Raw genomic sequence first — 25,012 nt, forward strand, 5'->3', positions numbered from 1 at the left:
AGCGATGAACCCCACCCAGCTTGCTGCAATGGGTCAGGCCGCCCTGAGCCCGCATCTGTCTTAATCATCATGTTCTGATCCTATTATGAGCAGGGCAGTTAATCAAAAGATATAACCTAACGGGCACGCTCGCGCTGCCGGCCTTGCAAGTCCATTGTTGGGGGTCTGACCCTGCGATATAGTTTTCCAACATCTTTGGGAAAACTATGACAGGCAATCCGGTCACTATCGGTTCTGCGGATCCCAAGCTTGCGAGTCCTATCGGAGAGCGTCGACAGGTGACGGCGATGTTTTACGACATCGTCGACTCGACCTCACTTCTCAGCATGCTCGACCCTGAGGAATTCGCGGATGCGCAAAGAGCCATCCATACGACCGTTGCATCCATTATCCAGCGTTACGATGGATATCTTGACCAGATTGCGGGTGATGGCGGTTGTGCTTTCTTCGGCTATCCCGTTGCAACGGAAGATGCAGCGGAGGCGGCGGTCAACGCTGCCCTTGAGATCATTCAACGTTGTAGGAACCTGGAGCAGGCGAGCGACAAAATTTCCGCAGTGCCGATGAGAATCGGCCTCGCCACCGGCACCGTCGTGGTCAATTCCTCTTCGAGAGTGGGGCTTCCCGGAGGGGTCGAGATCATTGGGCTGGCGGTCAACCTCGCCGCCCGTCTTCAGACACTGACAGCCCCAGACTCGGTCCTCGTATCGGAGACGACGCACCGGCTCACCCATAGCGCATTCCACTATCGGTTCGTCGACAATATCACCGTGAAGGGCTTCAGCGAGCCGCAGCCTGTCTGGCAGCCGCTCGAGAAGCGGGAGCTGGATTCAAGGTTTGAAACGCGACGCCGCGCGGATACGCCTCTCGTGGCGCGGGTGCAGGAGATTGAAGTTGGGCTGCGCTGCTGGAGTGAAGTTGAGAAAGGAACAGGACGCATTCTCTTCCTGACAGGTGAGGCCGGTATTGGAAAGTCGAGGCTTGTATCCGAGCTTTCCCGGCACGTTGATCGCTCGAGCTGCGACAGACGGCTGTTCCAGTGCCAGCCTCGCGGCAACCGGCGTCCATTTCATGCACTCATCGACCGCTTCATTCGCGAGATCCGGCACTTCACAGGGTCGGAGGAAGTCGATAACGCCGCTGTCCGTGCTTATCTCGCGAAGCTCGTTCCCGATGTCCGTCAGGAGAGCATCGACAGTTTGTGCCTTCTTGCGGAAGTGAGCCCTGGAAGGCTTGGGGGCGATATGAGCCCGATCGATGTTCCAGGTCAGCAATTTAGCCGAGCAGCGATCGGAGCCATGATCGACGTCCTGTCTGCTTGGTCTGCACGTAAACCGCAATTCATCATTCTTGAGGATTATCAGTGGGCGGACGCGCTGACGAAATCGTTGGTTGCGGAATTGGCGCGTGGGATCGGCGGTATTCGGGCGCTGCTCGTCGTCTCGTCCAGAGAGCCTGTGGGCCCTGATCTGACCAGCTGTCCGGGGGTCGTCGTACAGGACCTTGCGCGATTGTCGTCAGGCAATGTCGCTCAACTGGTGGAGGAGATCTGGAAGCCGCACCCAGTCCCTCAAGGTCTCTCACACTTCATTGAGGCGCGGAGCGAAGGCGTTCCGCTCTTCGTGGAGGAGTTGGCATACCTCCTCAAGGATAGGTTCGGCTCAGCGCATAGCACTAAAGTCTCCTGGGAGACCATGCTGGTCCAAGAAGGGGTTTCGACACTCAAGGATCTCCTCTTGGCGCGTATCGCCGGCATGAACGGCGCACGGCGGATCGCCCAGATTGCAAGCGTCATCGGGCGGGAATTCCTTTTCCCGCATCTGGTGGCGATTGCAGGCGGGATGCCGCATGACACGATAGCGAGCCACCTTGAAAGCCTTGTCGCGAACAATGTTGTTCATCCTGCAGGTGGGGAAGGAGAGAGATCCTTCCGATTCCGGCATGTGCTGTTTCAGGAAGCAGCATACGACAGCTTGCTGAAATCGGAGCAGCGCGAACTTCATCGCCGGATCGTCGCCGCTTCGAAAGGCAGTGGTTCGCCACAGCTGTCCGATGATGTCTTGGCCTGGCATTGCGAAAGGGCTGGCCTGTTCCAGGAGGCTACGCAATATGCTATCAGGGCCGCCGAAGGCTGCGCTATCCGCTCCGCTATGCATGAGGCCTATCAGCTTCTGGCGTCGGCCGAAACCTGTCTGTCTCGGGTTACGCAATCTTCCTCGACGGACGACCTCATGCTGCGCCTGCTGGCGACAAGAGGACCGGTCGAAATGGCTCTGTACGGGAGCGGATCACGCGAGGCCCGTCGCACCTACGAGGAGGCCATCGCCATCTGCAGGGGCAAAGGCCCGACGGATCGGGAGCAGTGGTTTCCGCTCTATTGGGGCTGGTGGATCACTTCGCCGAATTCCGAAGCGGTTGCGCGCTCGCAGGTCATCGTCTCCGATCTGGAGAAGACGTCTGATCCGGAGATCAGGCTTCAAGCGCTGCACTGTTCCTGGGCGACCCATTTCCATGCCGGCAACCATTTGGACTGTCTCCGATGCATCGATCAGGGTCTGCGGCTTTACGATCGGGAACGGGCCGTCCTCAATCGGACAAAGTATGGAGGGCATGACGCCAAGGTCTGCGGCCTAGCGGAGCGGGGACAGTCGCTCTGGTTCCGTGGTGATCGTGCGGCCGCTGCCAAAAGCGTCGAAGCTGCACTGCACTGGGCGGAGGAGATCAATCATCTCGGCAGCATCTGTCATGCCCTGGATGTAGCGCTCATCTTCAACCATTTCGAGAAGAATGGTCCCGAGGTGCTGCGGCTCTCCGCCAGGATGCGGGAGCTCGCCGTACAGTATGACCTTCCCAATTGCGAAGCGAAAGCTGATATCTTTTCCGGTTGGGCCCTTGCCCTGCAAGGTCATGTCACTGAGGGCCGCGGCAAGTTTGAGCGGGGCCTGAAGCATCAACTGAAAATTGGCACGGAAGAAGATCTTCCCCTTTACATGGATATGAGAGCCGCGACGCTCGAATGCGAGGGTCGCGACGATCTCGCTCTTCGGGCCATAGAGGAGGCGCTCGAGTATGCGAAGCGGACGAGCGATGTGTTCTGGCTGCCGGAACTCTATCGGCGGCGTGCGGCACTTGGCGAGCAATGCGGGCGCTCCGCAGTGCTCGTGCGACTCGATCTGGAGCGCGCACTCTCGCTGGCTGTAGCGCAAGGGGCCGAGACAATTGCTCAACGCGTTCGCGATGATCTCCAACGCTTGGACCAAGGCTGATGCCGATAACTGGAATCCTCGCGCCCCACGCTCGTCATGTTCCCGATCTTCTCATAGCTGAAGAAGATGCACCTGCCGCTTATATCGATGCAGAGGAGTTGAGTACATGGTTGCGCCGTCTCTTACGCAACCGCCAGCACTTCGGCATTACGCGCGTCGGCAGTTTGACCCGGCTCGACCGCATTGGCTTGTCCGTCGTGCAGGTCACGAGGCCGCTTGCGCTCTCCAATGCCGTCTCCCAGGGAAAAGGTATGGACATCCTGACGGCGGCCGCGTCCGGCCTTATGGAGTCTCTTGAAACATGGGCAGCGGAGCGCATTCCGGATACGGCCGTACGCATGGCAGCGCCATCGGCCCTGGGCATGGACTGGATGGAGTTGTACGCCCGATGGGTTGATCCTACCATGCAGGCGAACTGGGCGTCGCGCGAGGTTCCGTTGATCGACAGCTGGGATCTTATGTCTTCCGCTCCCGGCGCTGTACCGCTTGCTCTCGTCGATACGGTTTACACCTGTCCCGATCCGCATCCGGCGGTCTTTCCGCGCGTGACGACGGGGCTGGGTGCCGGAAGGAGCCTGATGGCCGCGATCATTCAAGCGGGCCTCGAGATCCTGGAGCGGCACGCATTGGTCGGAACGCGTCGCACACCATACTTCTATGAACGGTTCCAGATCGATCTGACGACGGTCCGCGAAGGAGACGCCGTGTCGCTGCTGCGCAGAGTGCAGGACGCGGGCTTCGTCGTTGCGGCCTGGCGGGCGCAGGAAGCGCATCCCCTGCCGGTCTATCGCTGCCATGTGATGGAAGGCGAATGGCCGTTAGAGCTGGCCCCGATGCCCGCCGAAGGATCGGCCTGCCGCTTCACCAGCGACGGCGCTCTCGTCAGCGCGCTCCTGGAGGCGTGTCAGGCAAGAGCAGCCACTATTGCGGGAGCACGGGAGGACCTGACGCGGCGAATGTACCCGTCCTCGCACGAACGGAAGCATCTGGCGGAATGGCGCGATCAGCTTCGCTCGAAAGGTTCGGTGTCGCATGAGCCGGATCGGCATGCTCCTGAAGGGGATGCCACGGGGCTGCCCATGCTCGTCGAGGCGCTGAAACAGGCCGGAGCGCGCGCGATCTTGGTAGTCCCTCTGTTCACTTCCCTAACGCTGGGAGTTTATGTGGTCCGCGTCGTCGCTCCGCCCCTGCGTCTATGGCCTGGAGGCCGGCATGGATAACCGGATCGTCGTCTTCCTGGGACCAAGTCTGCCACAGGAGCAAGCGCGAAACCTGCTTCAGGCTCACTATGCCGCTCCAGCCGATCAGGGCGATATCGTCGAGGCCGTGCAATTGCTGCGGCCGCGAATCATCGTTCTCATCGATGGCGCTTTCGGCTCGGTCCCGACGGTGCGTCATAAGGAGATCCTGTGGGCTCTCGCTCAGGGCGTCGAAATCTTCGGGGCGTCGAGCCTCGGCGCGCTCCGCGCGGCGGAACTCGCGGGCTATGGCATGAGGGGCTATGGCCTTATCTACCGCTGGTATCGGTCAGTTCCCTTCGCCGAGGACGATGAGGTTGCGGTCGCCATGGCTCCTCCCGAACTCGGCGCAGGAGCGTTGGGCGATGCACTCATCGACATGAGGATCACGTTCAACCGCGCGGTGCGCGCTGGAATCGTTCCGCCGAACCTTCGCGAGCATCTGGTCGGAATCGCCCGCTCCACCCACTTTCTCGAGCGCAGCTACTCTCATGTCCTGACGAGGGCAGAAGCCGAGATCCCGGCACAATACGCCTCATCCCTGCGTAACCTGCAGGCTTGGCTACGCGATCACACCATCAGTCAGAAACGGATCGACGCTATCGGCCTGCTGCGCCAGCTGGCAATGCGAGCAGGGACGCGTATGACGGAAGCCGTCCGCGCCCCTCGATTTCAGCTGACGGAAGCCTTCGTTCGGGATCTTGAAGACGCCGGATTCGACATAGGCCGGCTTGGTGCGCAAAGGTGGTAGTAGCCGTGACCCGCCGGTGGAGATGTGCCAAGCTCGAACCGGCGCTGGATATCGAGCCTGCTTATGGACGTCTCACCTACCGGATGGCACACTGCTTCATCGGGAGCCCCGTTATTGGGAACCCGCTTCCGCGTCCATCCGCAAGCCCCTTTCATTCCAGGCTATGAAGAGCCGGAGATCATCTGGATATCGACGCCGCCGGGTGGCGTGGGAACAGGTCCCGAAGATCACCGGATGTATGTGACCGATCCTTTGATCGCCAAAGCACCCTATCAAAGGCCTTACTTTCCTCCCTACACGGGAGAATCGTATCCTCCGGCGGAGCCGGGGCCGGACGGACATTTCGATTACATTCCCGTCCACACACGTCAGTTCATGGCCGCGCACGCCTTCGCATGCGTGAGGAGAGTCCTGGATATTTGTGAAAGCTATGTAGGCTGCGAGATTCCGTGGTTCTTCCTGCCAACCTACGAACGCCTGGAGATCATTCCACACCTCCCCTGGACCAATGCTCAGTCCGGATACGGCTTCCTGGAACTCGGGGAGGACGATAGCCGGGACGAGCCCGTTCCGTATGCTCTCAACTTCGACGTGATCGCGCACGAGACCGGGCATCTGGTTCTGTTCGGCACTTTGGGGGTGCCGGAGCGGTCCGGTCCCGGGGTCGAGTATCTCGCCTATCACGAGTTCGCGGCGGATTTCATTTCACTGATCGGACTCCTGCATTTCGACACGGCTCTGGACAGAATGCTGCGGCGGACCAACGGCAACCTGTTCGTCTCGAACGAGCTCGACCGCGTGGCTGAGCTGTTCGACGAGCGTCAGATCCGAAAGGCAAGCAACTCCCTCAAGCTGTCCGATGTGGGAAGCGAGGTGCATGACCTGTCGAGGCCGTTCACAGGCGCGATGTTCGACGCACTCCTTGAGATCTTTCAGCTCATTCTCCTGGAACGCGGCCTTGCTTCTCTGGACACGCGAAGGATCAAGTCCGTTCGCGAAAGTCTGACGCAAACCGACATCGACCGGGAGCTCGCAGTATCGAAACAGGATTACCAGATCCGGCACTTTGCCGTGAAGTCAGCCCTGCAAGAGGCGCGCGATATCGTCGGTGACGCGTTGCTTCGCTCCTGGGAGCTCCTGACCCCCGACACTCTCTCATTCCGGAATGCGGCAAGCGCCATCGTGCGCCGGATGGAACAGGGGCGGGGGCATCGGTTCGCCGACAGGATCCATGACAATTTCGTCTGGCGGGACATTCTTTGACGCAACACACCTTCAGCGCTTTGGAGAGAGCGAATGCCTTATGCTTCCGAAGTTCCGGCCCCTGGCAGTACCGATCAATTCGCAACGGATGAGATCATCCTTTACGGCGTCAAACTGAACGCCGTCCAGAACTATGCCCGCCTCGACCTGACGGAGCATGTCAATTTCCGCCCCGCGCAGGAGACGGTCGTGCTGCAGTTGGATCTTCGCTACCGGATGGGCGCGGGCGGCTTCAACGTCCTTCAAAATAATACGGTCGTTATCGCGGCCATTTACGGTTATGCGTTCGAAGGACATTGCTTCAGGCCCGACAAGACCCGGATCTACGCCTTTTACTACGATGGACCAGACCTGCCCGCGGTCGGGTGTGGGTTTGACGAAACCGGACCGCTCGCCTCGAACAGTTATCGCATGTGGCGTCTGAAGATGCGCACCCCTTTGATGGAAATCAGCGCAGCGGTCGATACGGCCGAAACCCTCATTCTCGATGCCAATCTCCCCGGAAAACGTGCGCCCAACACCTATGACAGCCGCATGCAGATGTCCCATAGGGGCGGCCGCCTGACCAATTCATGATTGCTGCGACGAGGCGAGCATGCAGCCGCACTTGGGCAGTTCGCCGGTCTCTTCCCGCCTGCAACGAATTGCTTCGTTTAAAGCATCGTGCCCGGAGTGGATTCCACCTCTGGAATGAGCGATTATCCGGTGTGAACCGTAGGTCCGCGGCGGCGAAAAAGCAGGTCCGCTTCTCCGCAAAGTGCATTAGTTACTGGTCGCGTCCGCTTCGGCATCCGCTCTTGCGCGATCACCTGCTGATTGCTCAGCCTCTGTCTGTTCAGGCGGTGACTCTTTCTCTCTAGGCAGCGCGATTTTTCTGCATTCGCAATCGGCAAAACCCGCGCTGTCCTCACTTCTGGGCCGAAGGTCATCGTCAGATATCTTAAGGACGCATGACCTCGTGAGATTCTCGCAATAAAACTTGACTGACCTGTCGCTCTCGCGACGCCCGGCGTAGACGACCGCACGTCCGGGCCTCGTCGGGGTGGAGTGGATGTCGACCACGACATCTTTGCTGTAGTCACCGGGTTTGGGCTGGGCCTCGACGCGGTCATTGAACTTGATCACCGGACCGCTCAGGTCCTCGACCGTCACCCACTTGGCTGATCCAATGACTCTGATGACGAGGTGGACCATGAGATCCTCCAATGGTTGGCTTTCATCGGGGACGACAGCCGGGATAAATCAGGACAACGTCCTGAACTTCACAGATCTGCAGAGCAGCGTGGCATAACGGAGTATCGAGGTCGACTCATCCAGAAGAGGTGCGACCCGACCAAGCGGCGACCTTATCGGTGCCGCCGAGATACTGTCAGACAAGTTGAAGAAGGAAGAGTTTCTGGTTCATCGTAACCCTTGAGGAAGAGACGATGAAACAGAACGAGGACCGGCCAAGGAGCCGGCCGAGACGGCGGTAAAGGAAATCCGCCGGGCCAACGGAGTTAAAGCCTATGAACAAGAGCGAGATCGCCGCTTGGTCACCGAGGCTGGCCGGATCCATGCTTGGCCGTTGTGGAACGCACATCTGGGACCAGGGCGTCAGGCCCTCGCGAAGTCTGGGGCCTTCATGCATCAGCATCTTTGAGGTCACAGGCGAAGGCAAATTCCCCGTTGGATCGAGCTGCTTTATCTCAACGCGAATACAAGCAACCAGAGGATAGCCACAAGCTTCGGAAAGGAGCACAATCTCTCGAGGATGGAGGCCAGGGCCCGTCCACCTGAGAGAGGTCGGGTTCGGCTCCATCTCCCGAATGCTCTGGGAGATCCTCATGCGAATGACGATGATGGCGGCGGCACTCTGTGCCCTGACGATGACCGTGAACGCACACGCGGCGATCAAAGAGGAGCCGGTTACCTATCAGGACGGCGGCAGCACGATGAAGGGCTTCATCGTCTACGACGACGCGGCTCAAGGCAAGCGCCCCGGGATCGTCATGGTGCCCGAATGGTGGGGAATTACGAGCCACGTTCGCGACGAGGCGCGGAAGTTCGCGCAGCAGGGCTACACCGCATTCGTCGCAGACATGTACGGAGACGGTCAGACCGCCGACAACCCAAAGGATGCCGACGCGCTTGCGACCTCGGTGATGAAGGATCCGAAGGTGATGGAGGCACGGTTCAACGCTGCCCGGAGCCAACTCGCCGGGCATGCCTCAGTCGATTCAACGCGCATCGGCGCTGTCGGCTACTGCTTCGGCGGCGCCGTTGTGCTGAATATGGCCCGCACCGGTGCCGACCTCGATGCGGTTGCGGGCTTCCACGCCTCGCTCGGACTCAACACGCCGGCGCCGGGGCCAGGGGTGGTGAAGGCGAAGGTCCTGATTCTGAACGGCGCGGACGATCCCTTCGTCAAGCGCGAGGAATATGAGGCGCTCAAGAAGGATCTCGACGCGGCCAAGGCAGAGTACCGGATCATCGAATACCCGGGCGCGGTGCACGCTTTCACCAACCCTGAGGCAACGGAGATCGGTCAGAAGTTCAATCTGCCACTCCGCTACGACGCACAAGTGGATCGCGAGGCGAAGGCGGAAGCGCTGAAATTCTTCAGTACCAACCTCCAGAAGTAGCGCTGATCGTCTCGCGCCGCGATGCCATTTAAAGCGATGGCGCGAGGCCTCAAACGATCTGAATGCCGCATTCGGCAGTTGGGCAGATCGTTTCCGGGCTGCTCTCAGGCGCCGCCTTTGATGCCGTGCAGATGTTCCAATCGACCAGGATGAAGCAACTCCAGCCGATTGATCTGCTTTCCGGCATGATCCCCTTGTGGATTTGACCTGCGCGACGTTCTCGCAGGCCTTGATGCCCTATGCCGATTCCTTGACGTGGGATTGCTGGGACGCCGCTAAACGGTTGGTTCCCAGATTCCGTCGACGGCAAATGCCTCGCCTTCGCCCGGCCAGGGTGGCATGGTTGTCCCAACCGCTGTCAGCGGCTCGGGCGAGACGGAGCGAAACTGGAAGTGGGTTCCGACCGGGATCGTGATGGCGACGCCGGGCTCCACGTCCACAATCTCTTCCAAGTCATGCGAGCGGCGCCACATCTGCCCGCAGCCCGAGACAAAGTACCAGACCTCGTCAACGGTATGATGCGCCATTGCTCTCGAAACTGCATGCGGCGGCAATGTGAAATGGGCCAGGCTGCCCCGACTCGCGCTGCACAGGATGCGCACCTCGGATCCGTCAGGGGCGGTCGCGTCAGGCGACGTGCCGAGCCGCTTGGTTTCAAAGGACATCGAGCATGCTCCTAAAGCCAGTGGAGGAAGGTTACACTACCCTGCGAGGCGCCGCACTGGTGCTCCCGGAGCAAGTCCAAGAACCGGATCGACTGCGTTCTCCTGCGCCTCCTGTCACGCTTGGCAGGCGCTTCCATAGTCCGACCCGCATCTTTTGTTCTAGAGCCACCCCTTGACCCATGAGAGAACGAAATCGGCACATCCCTGAAGTACGCCGAATATCCGCGCACGCGGGGAGCGTCGGACATTTCGAAAAGTCAGCGAACTTTACCGCCTGACCCCAATGTATGGACCGGCCGTGCGTCGCAAGAGGGTTTCGAGATGGCGAAGTTGGTCTTGCGCCCATGTAGCCAATCCGTGCGGAGTAGAACTCCTGGCCATCACGGTTATCCGCGCCCCGATTTCTTAAGCGGATCGGCCCTGTACAACCTTCCAGACAGAGATGTTAACTCACCGTCTGGCGCTATTCTCTACTTCGGCGATCTACCGCTGGCATGTGCAAAGCGTTAAGATCTCGAGCCCTGTAAGATGCAAATGGAGGGCATGATGACCGTTAGACACGCGTTGTTCATTGCTCTGGTGTCTATCGTGGGAATCGGAGGCATAGCCCTCGCACCAGCCGGTGCCGCAGCCTTCACTTGCCCGGAGACGACCGCCACAAGCGCAACGGGAACTGCTCCCACACTCAAGGATCTGTATTCAGGGGCCAATGACGTCACCGCAGGCAACCGGCTTGGGGAGCTCATGACCAATCTTCGCAGAAGCGGGATGAAGCCTGCGCTCATCGTGGACCACCTGATTGGCGCCTATTGTCCGCTCGTCGCCGCCGACGGCTCCCTTTCCGATCAGCAGAAAGCCGACCGAGTTCGTCGGTTTGCGCGGTTGGTGACGGGATTAGCCTATGTGCCGGCGAATCCCGATGAGACAGATGTTCTCGTTCAGACGGCCCTAAAACCGGATCTGCTCAACCAGATCGACGAAGCGGCGGGTCGGGCTGGAATGACGCGTGATGAGTGGATCGAACGCGCGATCAAAAGCCAACTGGCGAATCCGTGACCTCCTATCGGGTTCGAAATGGAACGACATCGTCACATTGATCGTGCCGTTGGGAGCCGAACCAGTCGCGTCGACGGGACGGTTGTTCAGGCCTTCATGCCGGCGGGACACAATGCTCGGCATGACTACCTTCTTTGAGATGCCTTGCTTCGTGAGCAGATTCCGCACCAGACGCTTGGCGGCTTTGGCACTACCTATGTCAAGAGGTGCAACGGATTTGGTCGACCACGCGGTATCGTGCCGTCTTCGATCTGCTCGCCGGCCGGAAGAACTATCTCGGGTGCCAGACCTGACCGGAGACGAAGGACACCCGGTGGCTAGACGAACGCGACAGGACGCCGCCTGTCCAAAAGGTCCGCTGCGCCAAGTAGACCAGCATCGGCTCCAAGTGAAGCAAGCGAGAGAGAGGGTCTGAGAGCCGTGGGAAAACGGGACAGAGCGTTCTCGAGACGGGCAAGAAAGCCAGGTGCGAGACCCACACCACCACCGATCACCATCACTTGCGGATCGAGAACAGCCTGTAATCCCGGCAGAGCTAGAGCGAGATGGTCGACGGCCTCGTCGACGATGCGCTCGGCCCACGTCTCGCCCGCTGCCATGGCGGCGAAAACCGCTCTGGCATTCGCATCATGTCCGGCTGTGCGCGCCGCAGCCGCTATGGCAAACCCGGACGCCAGATCCTCCAAGCGGTGATAGCGGTTATCAGATGCTGGCACCGGTATCTGGCCGACGTGCCCCGCGAGGCCACTCGCGCCATCCAAGAGCTGTCCGCCGATGACGGCACCTCCTCCGATCCCGCTCGACACCGTCAGGAAGAGAAGATCGCGACCCCGGCCGGCGCCAAAGCGAAACTCGCCCCAGGCTGCGGCTTGAGCGTCGTTGAGTGCGAAGGCCGGCCAGGAAAAGAGCTCTTCCAGCCGTGGTATCAGAGGAAAGTCGGCTGGGACCGGCAGGGTCGCCGGATTGACCGCCGTCCAGCGTCCATTGCGCACCAGACCGGTTACCGCAGCCACCACCCCACTATACTGTCCGCGCCAATCGCGTGTTACGTCGACGGTGAGTCTTAGCCATTCCTCCGCGCCATCGGCGGGTCTCGTTGAAATCTGCCGCCGCTCGATGATGCGGTTTCCCAGGACCAGTGCAACGGCTGTCTTGCTGCCGCCGATATCGATTGCGAGAACAGGTCTCTCCGGCAGTACCGCAGCCGCGATCGCGTTGCTGAACCATTGCGTGATGTGCTCTGGGCGGGTGATGGCGGAGCCGACAACGATCGCGGTGGCTCCGGCCCGCATGGCTGCGGCCGCAAGGCGCGGCTCGTTGTAGCGGCCTTCGGCGAAGACAGGCCTGCCGAGCCTGCCTGCCTCCCGCACCAGGTCGATATCGGGCCCCTGCGGAGGTGGTTTTTCCTCCGTGTAGCCGGACATCGTGGTGGCGATGATGTCTGCTCCGAGTGCGTCCGCGCTCCTGGCCTCGATGATCGTCGCAATGTCGGCCATCGCGAGGCGGCCCCGGGCGTGCACCGCCTCGATCAGCGTTTTGATCGGTACGGGTCTCGGCCGGTCGGTGGCGTCAAAGGCGATGATCGCCGCACCGGCCTCGGACAGCGCGGCAATATCCTCGACCCAGGGGGTGATGCGGACGGATGTGTTCGTCAAATAGCGCTTCACCAGACCGATGATCGGGAGCGAGCAGGCGGCGGCGACCGCCGCGACATTGGCGATGCCCTCGATTCGCAGGGCTCTGGCACCGGCGTTCTGGGCAGCAAGCGCGAAGCGGACGACCGACGCGGGATCATCGAATGGCCCGCCGGGAACGGGCTGGCACGAGACGATCAAGCCGCCTCGCAGGCTGTCTGTGAGTGCGGCGTCCGCAAGCAACGAGGTCACGAAGAACTCCGAACCTGTTGAGCGTCCTGTTGAGCGTTGGGTGCGGGTTGCATTGTCGCTGCATCAGCGACCGGCACTTCGCACCCGCTGGCGCTTGCCCGGTAGGCCGCCTCGATGCAGGCGACGATATGGCGCCCATGGGCTCCCGTGACCGGCGACGGCGTATCGTTCGTGATGCTTGAGGCGAATGCCCGCCACTCGCGCGCCACGGCCACGTCCATCCAATTCGGCTCAATGGACCCGCTGACCGGCGTCCAGGCCCCATCCTGACCGGTGGAGACGCCGTGGTCGAAATCAATCCGGATCATACCTTTCTCGCATACGAGGTCCATGGCGAACGTCACCGCTCCATTGCGGTAACCGACGCTGGTGACCTGGCCGATCTGTCCGTTCGCAAAGCGTAATCCGATCAGCGCGGAATCGTCGGCCTGCTGCTCGTGGAAATAGGTGCCGGTCATTGCGGTCACCCGGGTGACTGGCTGTCCCATGAGCCAGATCAATCGGTCGAGCGCGTGGATTCCTGCCGTCATCAGCATACCACCGCCCGAGGCGTGATCGAGGTGCCAGGGACGGCGGTTGCTTTCCATCCAGAGCTTGATCATCCAGCTCGTGCCGAACACTGGTCGGCCGAGGATACCTGAATCGATAATTTCCTTGGCTTTGAGGCAGGGCAGGGCGAAATGCATCACATGCCCGATCATCAGCTTGATGCGGTTCTCGTTGGCTGCCGCGAGTACGACATCGCAAGCATCGACGCTCGGCGCCATTGGTTTTTCAAGCAGGATATGCTTGCCGGCCCGCGCGGCCCCCACGGCGATTTCTTCATGCAGGTGGTGCGGCGTGGCAATCAGCACGGCATCGACGGCCGGATCGTCGAGCAGGGCGCGCCAGTCACGGTAACTCTTGCCACCATGCTCGGCCGCGAAGGCCGCTGCGGCATCCGCATTCTCCCGGCAGGATGCGACGAGCCTGACCTCGTCGACGCCCGTCATGGCGCGGGCGTGAACTGCGCCGAAATGGCCGGCCCCGATAATCCCAACTCCGATCATGCGTTTGCCCTCTCGTATGCGGCGTCGATGATCTGCATCGCTGCCAGGTAATCCTCGATGTCTACCGCTGGCGCCTCACCCGAGCGCAGCCTGGCGAATGTGTCGGCCATGAACAGGCGGTAGCGCGTACTGGGATGCTCGGGAGCAAGCGCGCGGGTGTGTCCATCGTCCAGCGTCGCGCATTGCGCCGCCTCGCCCCGATCGATCAGGTAGGCATTGCCGGTGGCGATCCGCCATTCGAAATCGCCGCCAGGAGCCATCGAGGCATAGGTGTACCCGGCCTCGACAGTAAAAAGCGTTCCGGCTTCGTCGTGCAGGATTAGAAGGGCATGGTCCTCGACCCGCTCGCCGTGGATACGATTGCCGATCGAGGCTGAGATAACCCGCAATGTTCCCTGCGCGACGGAGAGGGCGGCATCGACGCCATGGATGCCGAGATTGCGCAACGCTCCGCCGCCCCCGACTGCCGGATCGAGCATCCAGCCGACGCCGTCGTCTCGATAACGTTGTGGCGGACCATTGACGATCCGGAAATGGGCATGGGCGAGTTTGCCGAGGCGGCCTTCCGCCTCAAGCTCTGCCATTGCTTGAAAGACGGGCCCGAAGCGGTTCGGGAGAGGCACACCGACGAAGCGGCCTTGGCTCCGGGCAGCCTTGACGATCCGCAGCAACTCTCCTGTCGTGCTGGCCGCCGGCTTCTCAAGAACCATCGGGATATCTGCGGCAACAACCCCCAAGGCGATATCCGGAACCTCCCGGGGGGAGCCCATGAGCACCACCAGGTCGGGCCTGTTGGCGAGCGCCTGTCCTACGCTTTGGCAGGCGGCAAGTCCGTGAGCGCCGGCAAAGTCAGCTCCTGCTCTCGCGTCCTGGTCCCAAACCGCAATGACAGCGCCGCCGGAAGCCCTGACCGCATCCAGATGCATCGCGGCGTGCCAGTGACTGACACCCAAAAGACAAACCCGCATGTCCCTATGCCTGTCCAGTAGTCCACTTGCTGGATATCCTACAACCTGCTATGCATCAAGATGAATAGTGGTTCTCGCTAAGCGCCGCGTGCGATCCGAAGGACCACTTTTCACGTTCGATGCACTGGCGCGATGCCGACGGCGAGCAGGAGTAAGCATGTCCGGCTTGAAAGACATAAAGCCTTTGACCAAGCCTCCGTCTCTGCATGTCACCGTGCAGGAAAGTTTGCGCAGCTACATTGAGGACAATCAGCTGAAGGCCGGCGATGCCCTGCCGCCCGAAACTTTTCTTGCTCAGCAGCTCGGGATCAGCCGCAACTCCGTGCGAGAGGCGATCAAAGCGCTCGAATCCCTCGGAATCCTGGAAACCCGTCGCGGCATCGGCGTGTTCGTGAAGGAATTCTCGTTCCAGCCGCTCCTGGACAATCTCGCCTATGGTCTCGGTGACGCCTTGCGGGATGTCGAGGAACTTCGCGAGCTGCGCCGCGTCCTCGAGGTTGGTCTTATTCACAAAACGATCGAGATGATCGGCGAGGACGATCTTGCCGCGTTGCGCCAAGTGACGGAACGGATGCGCCAGCGCGCCGAGCGCAACGAAAGCTTCGCCGAAGAGGACGAGCAGTTTCACAGGCTGCTGTTCCGCTGCCAGAACAACCGAATGCTCACCGGCCTGATCGAGGTTTTCTGGCGGGCCTTCTACAAGGCTTCCAACTTCGCCAACCTCGCCAATGCCGACCCGCTCTCCACGTGGCGTGATCATCATGAGATCATTGAGGCGATTGCGGCGCGCGATGTCGAACGAGCCCGAGAAAGGCTCGACAAACACTACGAAGGTATCTCCGAGGTTATCGCGAATAACAGAAGATCCACCAACGGTTAACGGGAGGAATTAATGTCGCTCAAAAACATCGTGCGAGCTGTCCCCATCGCAGCTCTTCTTGGGGCAACGGCCCTGATATCGCCATTGGCAGCGCAAGAGCAGAAGACGATCACCGGCGGCTTCGATGTTGGTCCGGGCGGCTTCCAGGGCAACTTCAATCCGCTCGCGGCGACCGGCGGCTTCACTTGGCTCAACGTCTATTTCGAGCCGTTGATCAACTACAATGCCGACCTGACGGCCATCGAAGGGACGCTCGCCACCGAATACAGCGTCAACGCCGACAAGACGGAATACACCTTCAAGCTCGCCAGAGAGACCTGGCACGATGGCAAGCCCTTCACCTCCAAGGACGTGAAGTTTACGGTCGACCTCGCCAAGAACGGTGAAACCGGAACGGTCTTCTCCGCCCGCCTGAACGCGATTTCCTCCGTCGAGACGCCTGACGAACGTACGGCAGTCATCAAACTCTCGCGTCCAGATGCGGGCCTCCTCGCGACGCTGACAAAGCTCATGATCCTGCCTGAACACGCGCTCTCCGGCATGACACCGAAGGAATTGGCGACCAGCACATGGTGGGCAACCAAGCCGATTGGAACCGGCCCGTTCAAGTTCAAGCAATATGTGACCGACCAGTATGTCGAACTGACTGCTGACGAGGATTATCGCCTTGGCCGTCCCAAGGTGGACCGGGTGATCAATCGCTATTTCAAGAACACGGCTGCAGCCGTGGCGGCTCTGCGCGCGGGAGAAATCCAGTTTACCTACGTCGAGCCTGACGATGTCCCGGCTCTTAAGGACACCAAGAGCTTCCGCGTCATCGAGGGACAGTCCTTCGTTGCCAACTATGTGGGTTTCAATCAACAGGTTCCGCTCTGGAAGGACGTTCGTGTCCGCCAAGCGATCATGCACGCCATCGACCGTCAGGCCATCATCGACAGCCTCTATGGCGGAGCCGCGACCGTTGCCAATTGCGGCTACGTCGCCAAGCAACTCGTTCCCGAAGGGTTGAACCCGTACAAGTATGACCCAGCCAAGGCCAAGGCTCTGTTGGCGGAGGCCGGCTGGGACAAGATCAATGGAAGCAAGCCGGTTACTTGGCTGACCTATTACAACACGCCCCAGGCTGCCAACGTCATGGCCGCCGTGCAGGCGATGCTCGCGCAGGTGGGCATCAATGTGGTTCCGCGCGTGGTCGATACCCCGACCTACAACGGCATCATCTACGCGGCAAATCCTGACTTCAGCCAGTTCCCGCTCGTTTACGCCGGACTTCAGAACGGACCTGATCCATCGGGCATCAATATCGGCTTGAACGCGGCGCAGAAGCCCCCTGCCGGAGCAAACTTTCTGCGCATCGAGATGCCGGACCTGACCAAGGCGCTGGACGCCGCGCTTGCAGAAACCAACCCGCAGCAGCTGAATGCCCGCTATCAGGATGTTTGCAAGGTGATGAACGCCAATCTTCCCTGGGCCACGATGTGGGTCGCCAACCGTTACGGAGTCGCCTCGACCAAGCTGAAGGACTTCGTCTGGGTGCCTGCTCCGGCCGGCGGACCTTACAATGCTCACCCCGAGAAGTGGTCGATCGAGAAATAGACAAAGCCGTCCGACGACTCAGGGGGAGGTGGCGCGGCGTTAGTCCGGCCATCTCCTCACTTGAAATCACGAGAGCACACTCATGCTGCCATACATCTTGAGGCGCCTCGCCACCGGTCTGCTGATGCTCGTCGCTTTGAGCATACTCGTCTTTATCCTCCTCCGTCTGGCGCCTGGCGACCCCATCGACGCCTACGTGAACCCAAACGTCGCCATGTCTCAGGCTGAAATGGATGCGCTGCGTGCGCGCCTTGGGCTCGATCAGCCCTTGCCTGTCCAGTACCTGGCATGGCTGCGGGCCGCCGCCACCGGCGATCTCGGCTACTCGATCCAGCGCAATGGGGTGAAAGTTCTGCCCCTCGTGCTCGAACGCATCGGACCGACCGTCCTGCTGATGGCGGCCGGACTTGCGATTGCGATCGTACTTGGCATTGCGGCAGGAATCCTCAGTGCGGTCCGGCGGAATTCTCCAACCGATATCGGCTTTTCCATCATCGCCTTCTTTGGCATTTCAAGCCCGGCCTTCCTGACGGCGCTCCTCGGGCTTTACCTATTCTCCGTGGTTCTCAGATGGGCGCCATCGGGCGGCATGTTGACACCCGGTGCGCCATTCTCGACCGGCGATCTCCTGGCTCATCTCGTTCTGCCGGCCTGCCTTCTGTCCATTGGCCACGCTGCGCTGATCATGCGCTACATGCGCGCGTCACTTCTCGAGGTTCTGAATCAGGAATATGTCCGCACCGCCCGCGCGAAGGGCGTCAAGGAGTTCTGGGTCATCATGAAGCATGCGGTGCGCAACGCGCTGCTGCCGGTCGTCACACTCATCGGGTCCACCATCGGCATCGCGGTGGGCGGCGCGATCTTCATCGAGAGCGTCTTCAATTGGCCGGGCATGGGCCTGCTGCTGATCAATGCCGTCGATACCCGAGACTACCCGGTCATCATGGGGGCGACGCTGATCATCGGAGCCTGCGTCATCATGGTCAATCTCCTGACCGACATCGCCTATGCCGCCATCGATCCTCGCATCCAGGTCGCCTGACGATGAGTGCCGCTACCGCAGTGTCCGCTTCCCGCCGAGGGCCGATCGCCAGGGCACTCGACCGGTTTGCCACCAATCCCGTCGCTCTGCTGGGGCTCGCGGTCCTCGCCGTCATCGTCCTGGCGATCCTGACCTATCCCATCTGGTGGGCTTACTCGCCCAACCAGATCGACCTGCGCGCCCTCAACAAGGGACCGAGTGCCAGCCACTGGTTCGGGACGGACGGCGTTGGCCGCGACGTCCTTGCGCGTCTGATGCAGGGCGGTCGCATCTCGCTTCTCGTCGCCGTGACATCGGTGGCGGTCTCAATCGTCATCGGTTTTCTCGTCGGCGCCGTGTCGTCCTTCAGCGGCCGCGTGGTCGACGGCGCCATCATGCGCCTCGTCGACCTTGCCATGACGCTGCCGCCCGTGATCCTGCTGCTCGTCCTCGCCTCGATCGTCGGCACGGGTATCGCGCCCACAATCGCCGTGATCTCGCTGCTGTCCTGGCCCGTGCTTTCGCGCATGATCCGGGCCCGGCTCCTTGAGCTGCGCGAACGCGACTTTGTGGTCGCTTCACGCGGCATGGGAGCCGGCATGGGACATCTTCTGCTCCGACATGGCTTGCCGAACTGCGTCGACATCCTGGTGGTCTACGCGACCTTGCAGATCGCCAATGCCATTCTGCTTGAGGCGGGTCTGTCCTTCCTTGGGCTCGGCATCGCTCCTCCCGAGGCCAGCTGGGGCAATATGCTGAACGCGGCGCGCTCGACCAGCGTGCTCGAGCAGTATGTCTGGCAGTGGATGTTCCCGGGCGTGGCGCTCGTCATCACCGTTCTGGCGATCAACTTCGTCGGCGACGGTCTGCGCGACGCCTTCGATCCCCGTTCCGATCTTCAATGACCAAGCAGTAAAGGCTTACCATGACTAAGTTTCGCGGCGTCGTGCCTCCCGTCGTTACTCCTCTGACCGAGAACTATGAGGTTGACTATCCGTCCTATACCAGGGTGCTGGAACATCTCATCGCTGGCGGCGTGCACGGTCTCTTCGTGCTTGGCTCTACGAGCGAGGTGATCTTTCACGGCGAGGCCACCCGACGTCGGATCCTCGAACACACCGTGAAGGTGGTGAACGGGCGCCTGCCGATCCTGGCCGGCGTGATCGATCCGACCACCCACCGGGTTATCGACCATGCGAAAGTGGCGCAGTCGATCGGTGTCGATGCTGTCGTCGCAACGGCTCCCTTCTATACCCGGACGAGCCAGCCGGAGGTGATCGACCATTTCCGCTACCTGCGCGAGGCGCTCGACCTTCCGGTGATCGCATACGACATTCCGGTCTGCGTCCACACCAAGCTGGAACGGAGCACAACCGTGACGCTGGCTCGCGAGGGCACCATCGCCGGGCTCAAGGACTCGAGCGGCGATGACGGGAACTTCCGGTTCTGTCTGCTGGATCTCGCCGACAAGTCTGACGTCTTCCTTATGACGGGCTCTGAGATCGTCGTCGACAACGCCCTCCAGATGGGAGCGCATGGCGTCGTCCCGGGTCTCGCCAACGTTGATCCGCACGGCTATGTCCGGCTATGGGACTACGCTCAGGCTGGAGATTGGGAGGCCGCGCGCAAAGAGCAGGAGCGGTTGTGCCGGCTGTTCGAAATGGTCTGGGTTTCCCTGCCCCGCACCAGCGCCGGCTCAGCGGGCGTCGGCGCTTTCAAGACGGCCATGCGTTCACTCGGTGTCATTGCCACCAACACGATGGCCCAGCCGCAGCGCTCGCTCAATGCCGACGAGGCTTCGAAGGTCGACGAGATCGTTCGAGCCGCCGGGCTCGTGAGTTGAAGCCATGCATGCGGCCCCGATCCTGGACATTTCGGGTCTTAAGACGGTCTTCCGGATCGGCGAGCGCGAAGTCGCAGCCGTACAGGATCTGGATCTGACCATTGCGCCGGGCGAGACCCTGGCGCTGGTCGGCGAATCCGGCTCAGGCAAATCCGTCACCAGCCTCTCGATCATGGGGCTTCTTCCAAAACGGGTAGGCCAGATAGCCGGCGGCAGCATTCTGTTTCGAGGAAAGTCGGGCCAGACGCAGAACCTTGCCCAACTTGACCCTGAGAGCATGCGGCAAATTCGGGGCAACGACATCGCCATGGTGTTCCAGGAACCCATGACGAGCCTCAATCCCGTCTATACCATCGGCGAGCAGATCGCCGAGCCGATGCGCATCCATCTCGGGCGCAGCCACAAGGATGCAGCAGCCGCAGCGGTCGGCCTCCTGACCGCGGTCGGCATCCCCGATCCCGAACGGCGTGCCAGGCAATACCCGCACGAGCTCTCCGGTGGCATGCGTCAGCGTGCCACGATCGCCATGGCGCTTGCCTGCGATCCGGTCCTGCTGATCGCTGACGAGCCGACCACCGCGCTCGACGTGACAATCCAGGCCCAGATCCTCGATCTCCTGCAGAAGCTGCAGACCGAACGGGGCATGGGCATCCTGTTCGTCACGCATAACCTGGGAGTCGTGGCGGAGATCGCCGACCGAGTGGCTGTGATGTATGCCGGCCGCATCGTCGAGACCGGCTCAGTCGCCGATGTGTTCGCACATCCACGGCATCCCTATACAGTCGGGTTGATGCGCTCGGTCCCCAAGCTGGGGGAGGCGACCGAGTTGAGGCGAAGGGGCATCCCGCTGCCGACCATCGCGGGCTCCGTGCCGAGCCTAGCTCAGCTCCCGAAAGGCTGCTCCTTTGCTCCCCGTTGCTCCTATGCCGTCGACGCATGTCGGGTCGACATGCCGTCCTTGTACCAAAGCGGCAATGGACGGAAGAGCCGCTGCATCAGATGGCAGGAGGTTTAAGATGGAGGAACTGCTGCTCTCGGTCAGAGGGTTGACCAAGCATTTCAAGCCGACCGGCCTTTCCCGCGGCTCCGTAGTGCGCGCGCTTGACGATATCTCCTTTGATGTGCCGCGCGGGAAGGTCGTCGGCCTTGTCGGGGAGTCGGGCAGCGGGAAGACGACCATCGGGCGCTCCGTGCTGCGCCTCATCGAACCGACTTCGGGCGAGGTGCGCTTCAACGGCGTCGACCTCACCAAACTCTCTTCCGCCGAGATGCGCCGTCAGCGCAAGTACATGCAGTACATCTTTCAGGATCCCTTCGCCAGCCTGTCACCGCGAATGACCGTCGGGCAGATTCTGACCGAGGGCCTTGAGATTCAACGGATCGGCACGCGTGAGGAGCGGGTCCAACGTGCCAAAGCGGCGCTTGCGGCAGTTGACCTTCCGGCCGACGCTTTCGATCGCTATGCTCATGAGTTTTCCGGCGGCCAACGCCAGCGCATCGGCATTGCGCGGGCGTTGACGCTCGAGCCGCTGCTGATCGTGGCCGACGAACCTGTCTCCGCGCTCGACGTCTCGATTCAGGCTCAGATCGTCAATCTTCTGCGTGACCTGCAGATCCGCCTTGGTCTGTCCATGCTGTTCATTTCGCACGATTTGGCCGTCGTCGAATACATCTGCGATACAGTCATCGTGCTCTATCTTGGTCGCATCATGGAAATCGCCCCGAGCGAGCAATTGTATCGCGATCCACGTCACCCCTATACGCGGGCACTACTCTCGGCAATTCCGTCTCCGGATCCGGCCAAGGCCCACGTGCGCGAGATCCTGAAAGATGACATTCCGAGCCCGGCCAATCCGTCTTCAGGCTGTGTCTTTCGCACGCGTTGCCCTCATGCGGAGGAACGATGTGCGGCCGTGGTGCCTCCGCTCGAAGAGGTTTCGCCCGGACATTTGAAGGCCTGTATCCGACGCGACATTAGCGGTTGATCCGATGCTCCACTCTTTGAAGAGCGCATCGTTCGGTGCGGAAAACCGAGTCCACTTTTCCGCACGATGCGCTAGCGTGCCGGCGGAGTGAATTCTACGTCGGCCCGATTCAAGTATCGGCTGCGTTTGGGCTCGTCTCCGGGGCGCTATCCTGCGCCTATTCCGGCTGCTTGTGAATCGGATCGATCCAGTAGACCTCCTCCGGTTGTTCGACCGGGTCCACATCGGTGATGTTCACCACGACGGCTTCGTTGTCGCTGCGCACCAGGACGCATTCGAGGGACTCGTCTGGACTGGCGTTGATCTCCTGATGGGGCACGAAGGGCGGCACATAGATGAAATCCCCCGGCCCGGCCTCCGCGACGAACTCCAGCCGCTCGCCCCAGCGCATGCGAGCCTTGCCCCGCACCACATAAATGACACTCTCCAATTCGCCATGGTGATGCACCCCAGTCTTGGCATTCGGCTGGATCGAGACCGTACCCGCCCAGATTTTCTGTGCGCCGACCCGGGCATGATTGATGGCGGCCTGGCGAAACATGCCCGGAGTCTGCGCTGTGTTCGGATCGAGGCGATCGCCTTTGATCACCTGAACACCGTGCTGCTTCCAATGCTCGTGCTGATCGTGGCTGTGGTCCGTCATGACATTCTCCGAGGCGATTTGGCTTGCCGCGCCTTCCTGAACATGCACGGAGGACGAGGGTGAGGAAGGCCAGCTCAGGCCTCCGGTGTATCATCGTTTGGTAAGGGTTGTCTGTCTCCGCTCACGGATAGCCTCAACGACCCTCTACGCGCTTTAATGGAACTCGGTACGGCCAAGCAGTGTATGGCGGTTTAACGCTGCTCCTGAGGGTCCGGTTCTCCCTCAAGTTCCTCTCCTCAAGAAGGATAGGCTTGCAGCCCTCCCGGCGGCATGATTATCTCTTCTTAGCACTCCGGCGTGTCGAGTGCTAAAGTAACTGCCCGGCGCATACGAGCCCCCTCATTGACGAACAGAACAAGGAGGAGCCCTATGACATTTCTTCCCTTGTACGACCCTGTTGTCGTCCGTCGCATCGAGGCTGAAGTCGCCATCGGCCTCTGCGACGGCGTGCTCTTCGGCAAGTGGTCCGGCACCGAGGTTTGTATGGACGGTCAAAGCTCCTGATCCCGACGGAATCCGGCATCATGGGCGTCATCGAACGGACTGCTAACGCCCAGAAAGCCGCTTAGACGGTGTCACTCGAGAACGATCAGAATTGGAGGAAGCTATGGCAGCCAAAGAAGTCAAATTCTCTACGAGCGCCCGTGAGAAGATGCTCCGTGGCGTCGACATCCTTGCCGATGCCGTGAAGATCACCCTGGGCCCCAAGGGCCGCAACGTGGTGATCGAGAAGAGTTTCGGGGCGCCACGGGTTACCAAGGACGGCGTCACCGTCGCCAAGGAAATCGAGCTGGCCGACAAGTTCGAGAACATGGGCGCCCAGATGGTGCGCGAAGTGGCGAGCAAGACCAGCACGGTGGCCGGTGACGGCACCACCACCGCGACGGTTCTGGCCCAGGCCATCGTCCGCGAGGGCGCCAAGGCGGTGGCCGCCGGCATGAACCCAATGGACCTCAAGCGCGGCATCGATCTCGCCACCGCCGAGGCCGTGAAGGACATCCAGTCCCGCGCCAAGAAGGTTGGCTCGTCCGAAGAGATCGCTCAGATCGGCACCATCTCGGCCAATGGCGATGCCGAGGTCGGCCGCATGCTGGCGGAGGCTATGCAGAAGGTCGGTAACGAGGGTGTTATCACCGTCGAGGAAGCCAAGACGGCTGCGACAGAACTCGACGTGGTCGAGGGCATGCAGTTCGACCGCGGCTATCTCTCGCCGTACTTTATCACCAACGCCGAGAAGATGGTGGCCGAGCTCGAGGATCCCTACATCCTCATCCACGAGAAGAAGCTCTCCTCGCTCCAAGCTCTGCTGCCGATCCTCGAGGCTGTCGTTCAGACCGGCAAACCGCTGTTGATCATTGCGGAAGATATCGAGGGTGAAGCGCTCGCGACGCTTGTGGTGAACAAGCTGCGGGGCGGCCTCAAGATCGCGGCTGTGAAGGCTCCGGGCTTCGGCGACCGCCGCAAGGCCATGCTCGAGGACATCGCGGTCCTCACCGCCGGCCAGACAATCTCCGAAGACCTCGGCATCAAGCTCGAGAATGTCACGCTGGACATGCTCGGGCGGGCCAAGACCGTGCGTGTGGAGAAGGAAAACACTACCATTGTCAGCGGAGCTGGCTCTCGACAAGACATTGAGGCGCGCATTCAGCAGATCAAGGCGCAGATCGAGGAGACCACCTCGGACTACGACCGTGAGAAGCTCCAGGAGCGTCTCGCCAAGCTCGCAGGCGGCGTCGCGGTGATTCATGTCGGCGGGAGCACCGAGATCGAGGTGAAGGAGAAAAAGGACCGCGTCGACGACGCTCTGCACGCCACGAAGGCTGCGGTGGAAGAGGGCATCGTTCCCGGCGGCGGCACGGCTCTGCTGCGCGCCAAGGGTGCGGTTGCCAAGCTCTCCAGCGACAACCCCGATATTCAAGCTGGCATCAATATCGTGCTGCGCGCTCTCGAGGCTCCGATCCGTCAGATCGCCGAGAACGCCGGCGTCGAGGGCTCGATCGTGGTCGGCAGAATCACCGACAACCCACAGTCCGAGACCTTCGGCTTCGATGCCCAGACCGAGGAATTCGTCGATCTGGTCCAAGCCGGCATTGTCGATCCGGCAAAGGTCGTTCGCACGGCCCTCCAGGATGCTTCTTCCGTCGCCGGCCTGCTCGTTACCACCGAGGCCATGGTGGCCGAGGCTCCGAAGCGTGAAAGCGCTCCGGCGATGCCGGGCGGCATGGGTGGCATGGGCGGCATGGACTTCTAACGCATCGTGCGGACCCGGAGGGCCGCG

General features: G+C 61.1%; 22 protein-coding genes. 16 read left to right on the forward strand and 6 right to left on the reverse strand.

Features of this window, described 5'->3' with window-relative positions:
- The first annotated feature begins 287 nt into the window (after positions 1–287).
- The 5 genes from JO965_RS02800 (at position 288) to JO965_RS02820 (ending at position 7,094) form a co-directional block, all read left to right on the forward strand.
- The gene (locus tag JO965_RS02800) at positions 288–3,266 is read left to right on the forward strand and encodes an adenylate/guanylate cyclase domain-containing protein (RefSeq protein ID WP_203442200.1); all 2,979 of its coding nucleotides are present in this window, start codon (positions 288–290) and stop codon (positions 3,264–3,266) included.
- Entirely contained in the window at positions 3,266–4,486 is a 1,221-nt protein-coding gene (locus JO965_RS02805; protein WP_203442201.1) for a YcaO-like family protein, read from the forward strand. The genes JO965_RS02800 and JO965_RS02805 overlap by 1 nt, the downstream gene beginning before the upstream one ends.
- Complete coding sequence (locus JO965_RS02810) at positions 4,479–5,255, forward strand: TfuA-like protein (RefSeq protein ID WP_203442202.1); 777 nt, start codon at positions 4,479–4,481, stop codon at positions 5,253–5,255. Before JO965_RS02805 ends, JO965_RS02810 begins: the two co-directional genes overlap by 8 nt.
- A gap of 114 nt (positions 5,256–5,369) precedes the next feature.
- Positions 5,370–6,518 (forward strand): hypothetical protein, encoded by a 1,149-nt coding sequence (locus JO965_RS02815; protein WP_246776726.1) that lies wholly within the window; start codon positions 5,370–5,372, stop codon positions 6,516–6,518.
- Between the two features lie 33 nt (positions 6,519–6,551).
- Entirely contained in the window at positions 6,552–7,094 is a 543-nt protein-coding gene (locus tag JO965_RS02820) for a hypothetical protein (protein ID WP_203442204.1), read from the forward strand.
- 186 nt (positions 7,095–7,280) lie between these two features.
- Here JO965_RS02820 and JO965_RS02825 read toward each other — a convergent pair whose 3' ends face one another.
- Entirely contained in the window at positions 7,281–7,712 is a 432-nt protein-coding gene (locus JO965_RS02825) for a hypothetical protein (protein WP_203442205.1), read from the reverse strand.
- A gap of 632 nt (positions 7,713–8,344) precedes the next feature.
- Here JO965_RS02825 and JO965_RS02830 point away from each other — a divergent pair.
- Entirely contained in the window at positions 8,345–9,142 is a 798-nt protein-coding gene (locus JO965_RS02830; protein WP_246776727.1) for a dienelactone hydrolase family protein, read from the forward strand.
- 275 nt (positions 9,143–9,417) lie between these two features.
- On the opposite strand, the gene JO965_RS02835 is transcribed toward JO965_RS02830, so the two are convergent.
- Positions 9,418–9,807 carry a cupin domain-containing protein gene (locus tag JO965_RS02835; RefSeq protein ID WP_203442206.1) on the reverse strand — a complete coding sequence of 130 codons (390 nt, stop codon included), beginning with the start codon at positions 9,805–9,807 and terminating at the stop codon, positions 9,418–9,420.
- A 768-nt stretch (positions 9,808–10,575) separates the two neighbouring features.
- On the opposite strand from JO965_RS02835, the gene JO965_RS02840 reads away from it, so the two are divergent.
- A complete protein-coding gene (locus JO965_RS02840) occupies positions 10,576–10,863 on the forward strand; it encodes a CopG family transcriptional regulator (protein WP_203442207.1) in 288 nt (95 codons plus the stop codon).
- A gap of 317 nt (positions 10,864–11,180) precedes the next feature.
- Here JO965_RS02840 and JO965_RS02845 read toward each other — a convergent pair whose 3' ends face one another.
- From JO965_RS02845 to JO965_RS02855, 3 genes are read right to left on the reverse strand one after another with little or no spacing between them, the layout of a single operon-like run.
- Positions 11,181–12,749 carry a putative N-acetylmannosamine-6-phosphate 2-epimerase gene (locus JO965_RS02845; RefSeq protein ID WP_203442208.1) on the reverse strand — a complete coding sequence of 523 codons (1,569 nt, stop codon included), beginning with the start codon at positions 12,747–12,749 and terminating at the stop codon, positions 11,181–11,183.
- On the reverse strand, positions 12,746–13,798 hold the full coding sequence (locus JO965_RS02850; RefSeq protein WP_203442209.1) for a Gfo/Idh/MocA family protein: 1,053 nt from the start codon (positions 13,796–13,798) through the stop codon (positions 12,746–12,748). Before JO965_RS02850 ends, JO965_RS02845 begins: the two co-directional genes overlap by 4 nt.
- On the reverse strand, positions 13,795–14,766 hold the full coding sequence (locus tag JO965_RS02855) for a Gfo/Idh/MocA family protein (RefSeq protein ID WP_203442210.1): 972 nt from the start codon (positions 14,764–14,766) through the stop codon (positions 13,795–13,797). The genes JO965_RS02850 and JO965_RS02855 overlap by 4 nt, the downstream gene beginning before the upstream one ends.
- 157 nt (positions 14,767–14,923) lie before the next feature.
- On the opposite strand from JO965_RS02855, the gene JO965_RS02860 reads away from it, so the two are divergent.
- The 7 genes from JO965_RS02860 (at position 14,924) to JO965_RS02890 (ending at position 22,091) form a co-directional block, all read left to right on the forward strand.
- Positions 14,924–15,646, forward strand: coding sequence for a FadR/GntR family transcriptional regulator (locus JO965_RS02860; RefSeq protein ID WP_203442211.1), 723 nt, complete (start codon positions 14,924–14,926; stop codon positions 15,644–15,646).
- A 12-nt stretch (positions 15,647–15,658) separates the two neighbouring features.
- Positions 15,659–17,242: an ABC transporter substrate-binding protein gene (locus tag JO965_RS02865; protein ID WP_203442212.1), complete on the forward strand. Its 1,584-nt coding sequence runs from the start codon at positions 15,659–15,661 to the stop codon at positions 17,240–17,242.
- 82 nt (positions 17,243–17,324) lie between these two features.
- The gene (locus tag JO965_RS02870) at positions 17,325–18,284 is read left to right on the forward strand and encodes an ABC transporter permease (RefSeq protein WP_203442213.1); all 960 of its coding nucleotides are present in this window, start codon (positions 17,325–17,327) and stop codon (positions 18,282–18,284) included.
- A gap of 2 nt (positions 18,285–18,286) precedes the next feature.
- A complete protein-coding gene (locus tag JO965_RS02875; protein WP_203442214.1) occupies positions 18,287–19,168 on the forward strand; it encodes an ABC transporter permease in 882 nt (293 codons plus the stop codon).
- Positions 19,169–19,188: 20 nt separating this feature from the next.
- Positions 19,189–20,106 (forward strand): dihydrodipicolinate synthase family protein, encoded by a 918-nt coding sequence (locus tag JO965_RS02880; protein ID WP_203442215.1) that lies wholly within the window; start codon positions 19,189–19,191, stop codon positions 20,104–20,106.
- A 4-nt stretch (positions 20,107–20,110) separates the two neighbouring features.
- Positions 20,111–21,121: an ABC transporter ATP-binding protein gene (locus tag JO965_RS02885; RefSeq protein WP_203442216.1), complete on the forward strand. Its 1,011-nt coding sequence runs from the start codon at positions 20,111–20,113 to the stop codon at positions 21,119–21,121.
- Position 21,122: 1 nt separating this feature from the next.
- Entirely contained in the window at positions 21,123–22,091 is a 969-nt protein-coding gene (locus JO965_RS02890) for an ABC transporter ATP-binding protein (RefSeq protein ID WP_203442217.1), read from the forward strand.
- Positions 22,092–22,248: 157 nt separating this feature from the next.
- On the opposite strand, the gene JO965_RS02895 is transcribed toward JO965_RS02890, so the two are convergent.
- Positions 22,249–22,734, reverse strand: coding sequence for a cupin domain-containing protein (locus JO965_RS02895; protein ID WP_203442218.1), 486 nt, complete (start codon positions 22,732–22,734; stop codon positions 22,249–22,251).
- Between the two features lie 369 nt (positions 22,735–23,103).
- Here JO965_RS02895 and JO965_RS48890 point away from each other — a divergent pair, with 369 nt between their 5' ends.
- Positions 23,104–23,238, forward strand: a complete 135-nt coding sequence (locus tag JO965_RS48890) for a hypothetical protein (protein ID WP_256451906.1) — start codon at positions 23,104–23,106, stop codon at positions 23,236–23,238.
- Between the two features lie 103 nt (positions 23,239–23,341).
- Complete coding sequence (gene groL / locus JO965_RS02905; protein WP_203442219.1) at positions 23,342–24,985, forward strand: chaperonin GroEL; 1,644 nt, start codon at positions 23,342–23,344, stop codon at positions 24,983–24,985.
- The last annotated feature ends 27 nt before the right edge of the window (positions 24,986–25,012 follow it).

Origin of the sequence: Microvirga sp. VF16 (genome assembly GCF_016864375.1) — a bacterium.
GTDB lineage: Bacteria > Pseudomonadota > Alphaproteobacteria > Rhizobiales > Beijerinckiaceae > Microvirga.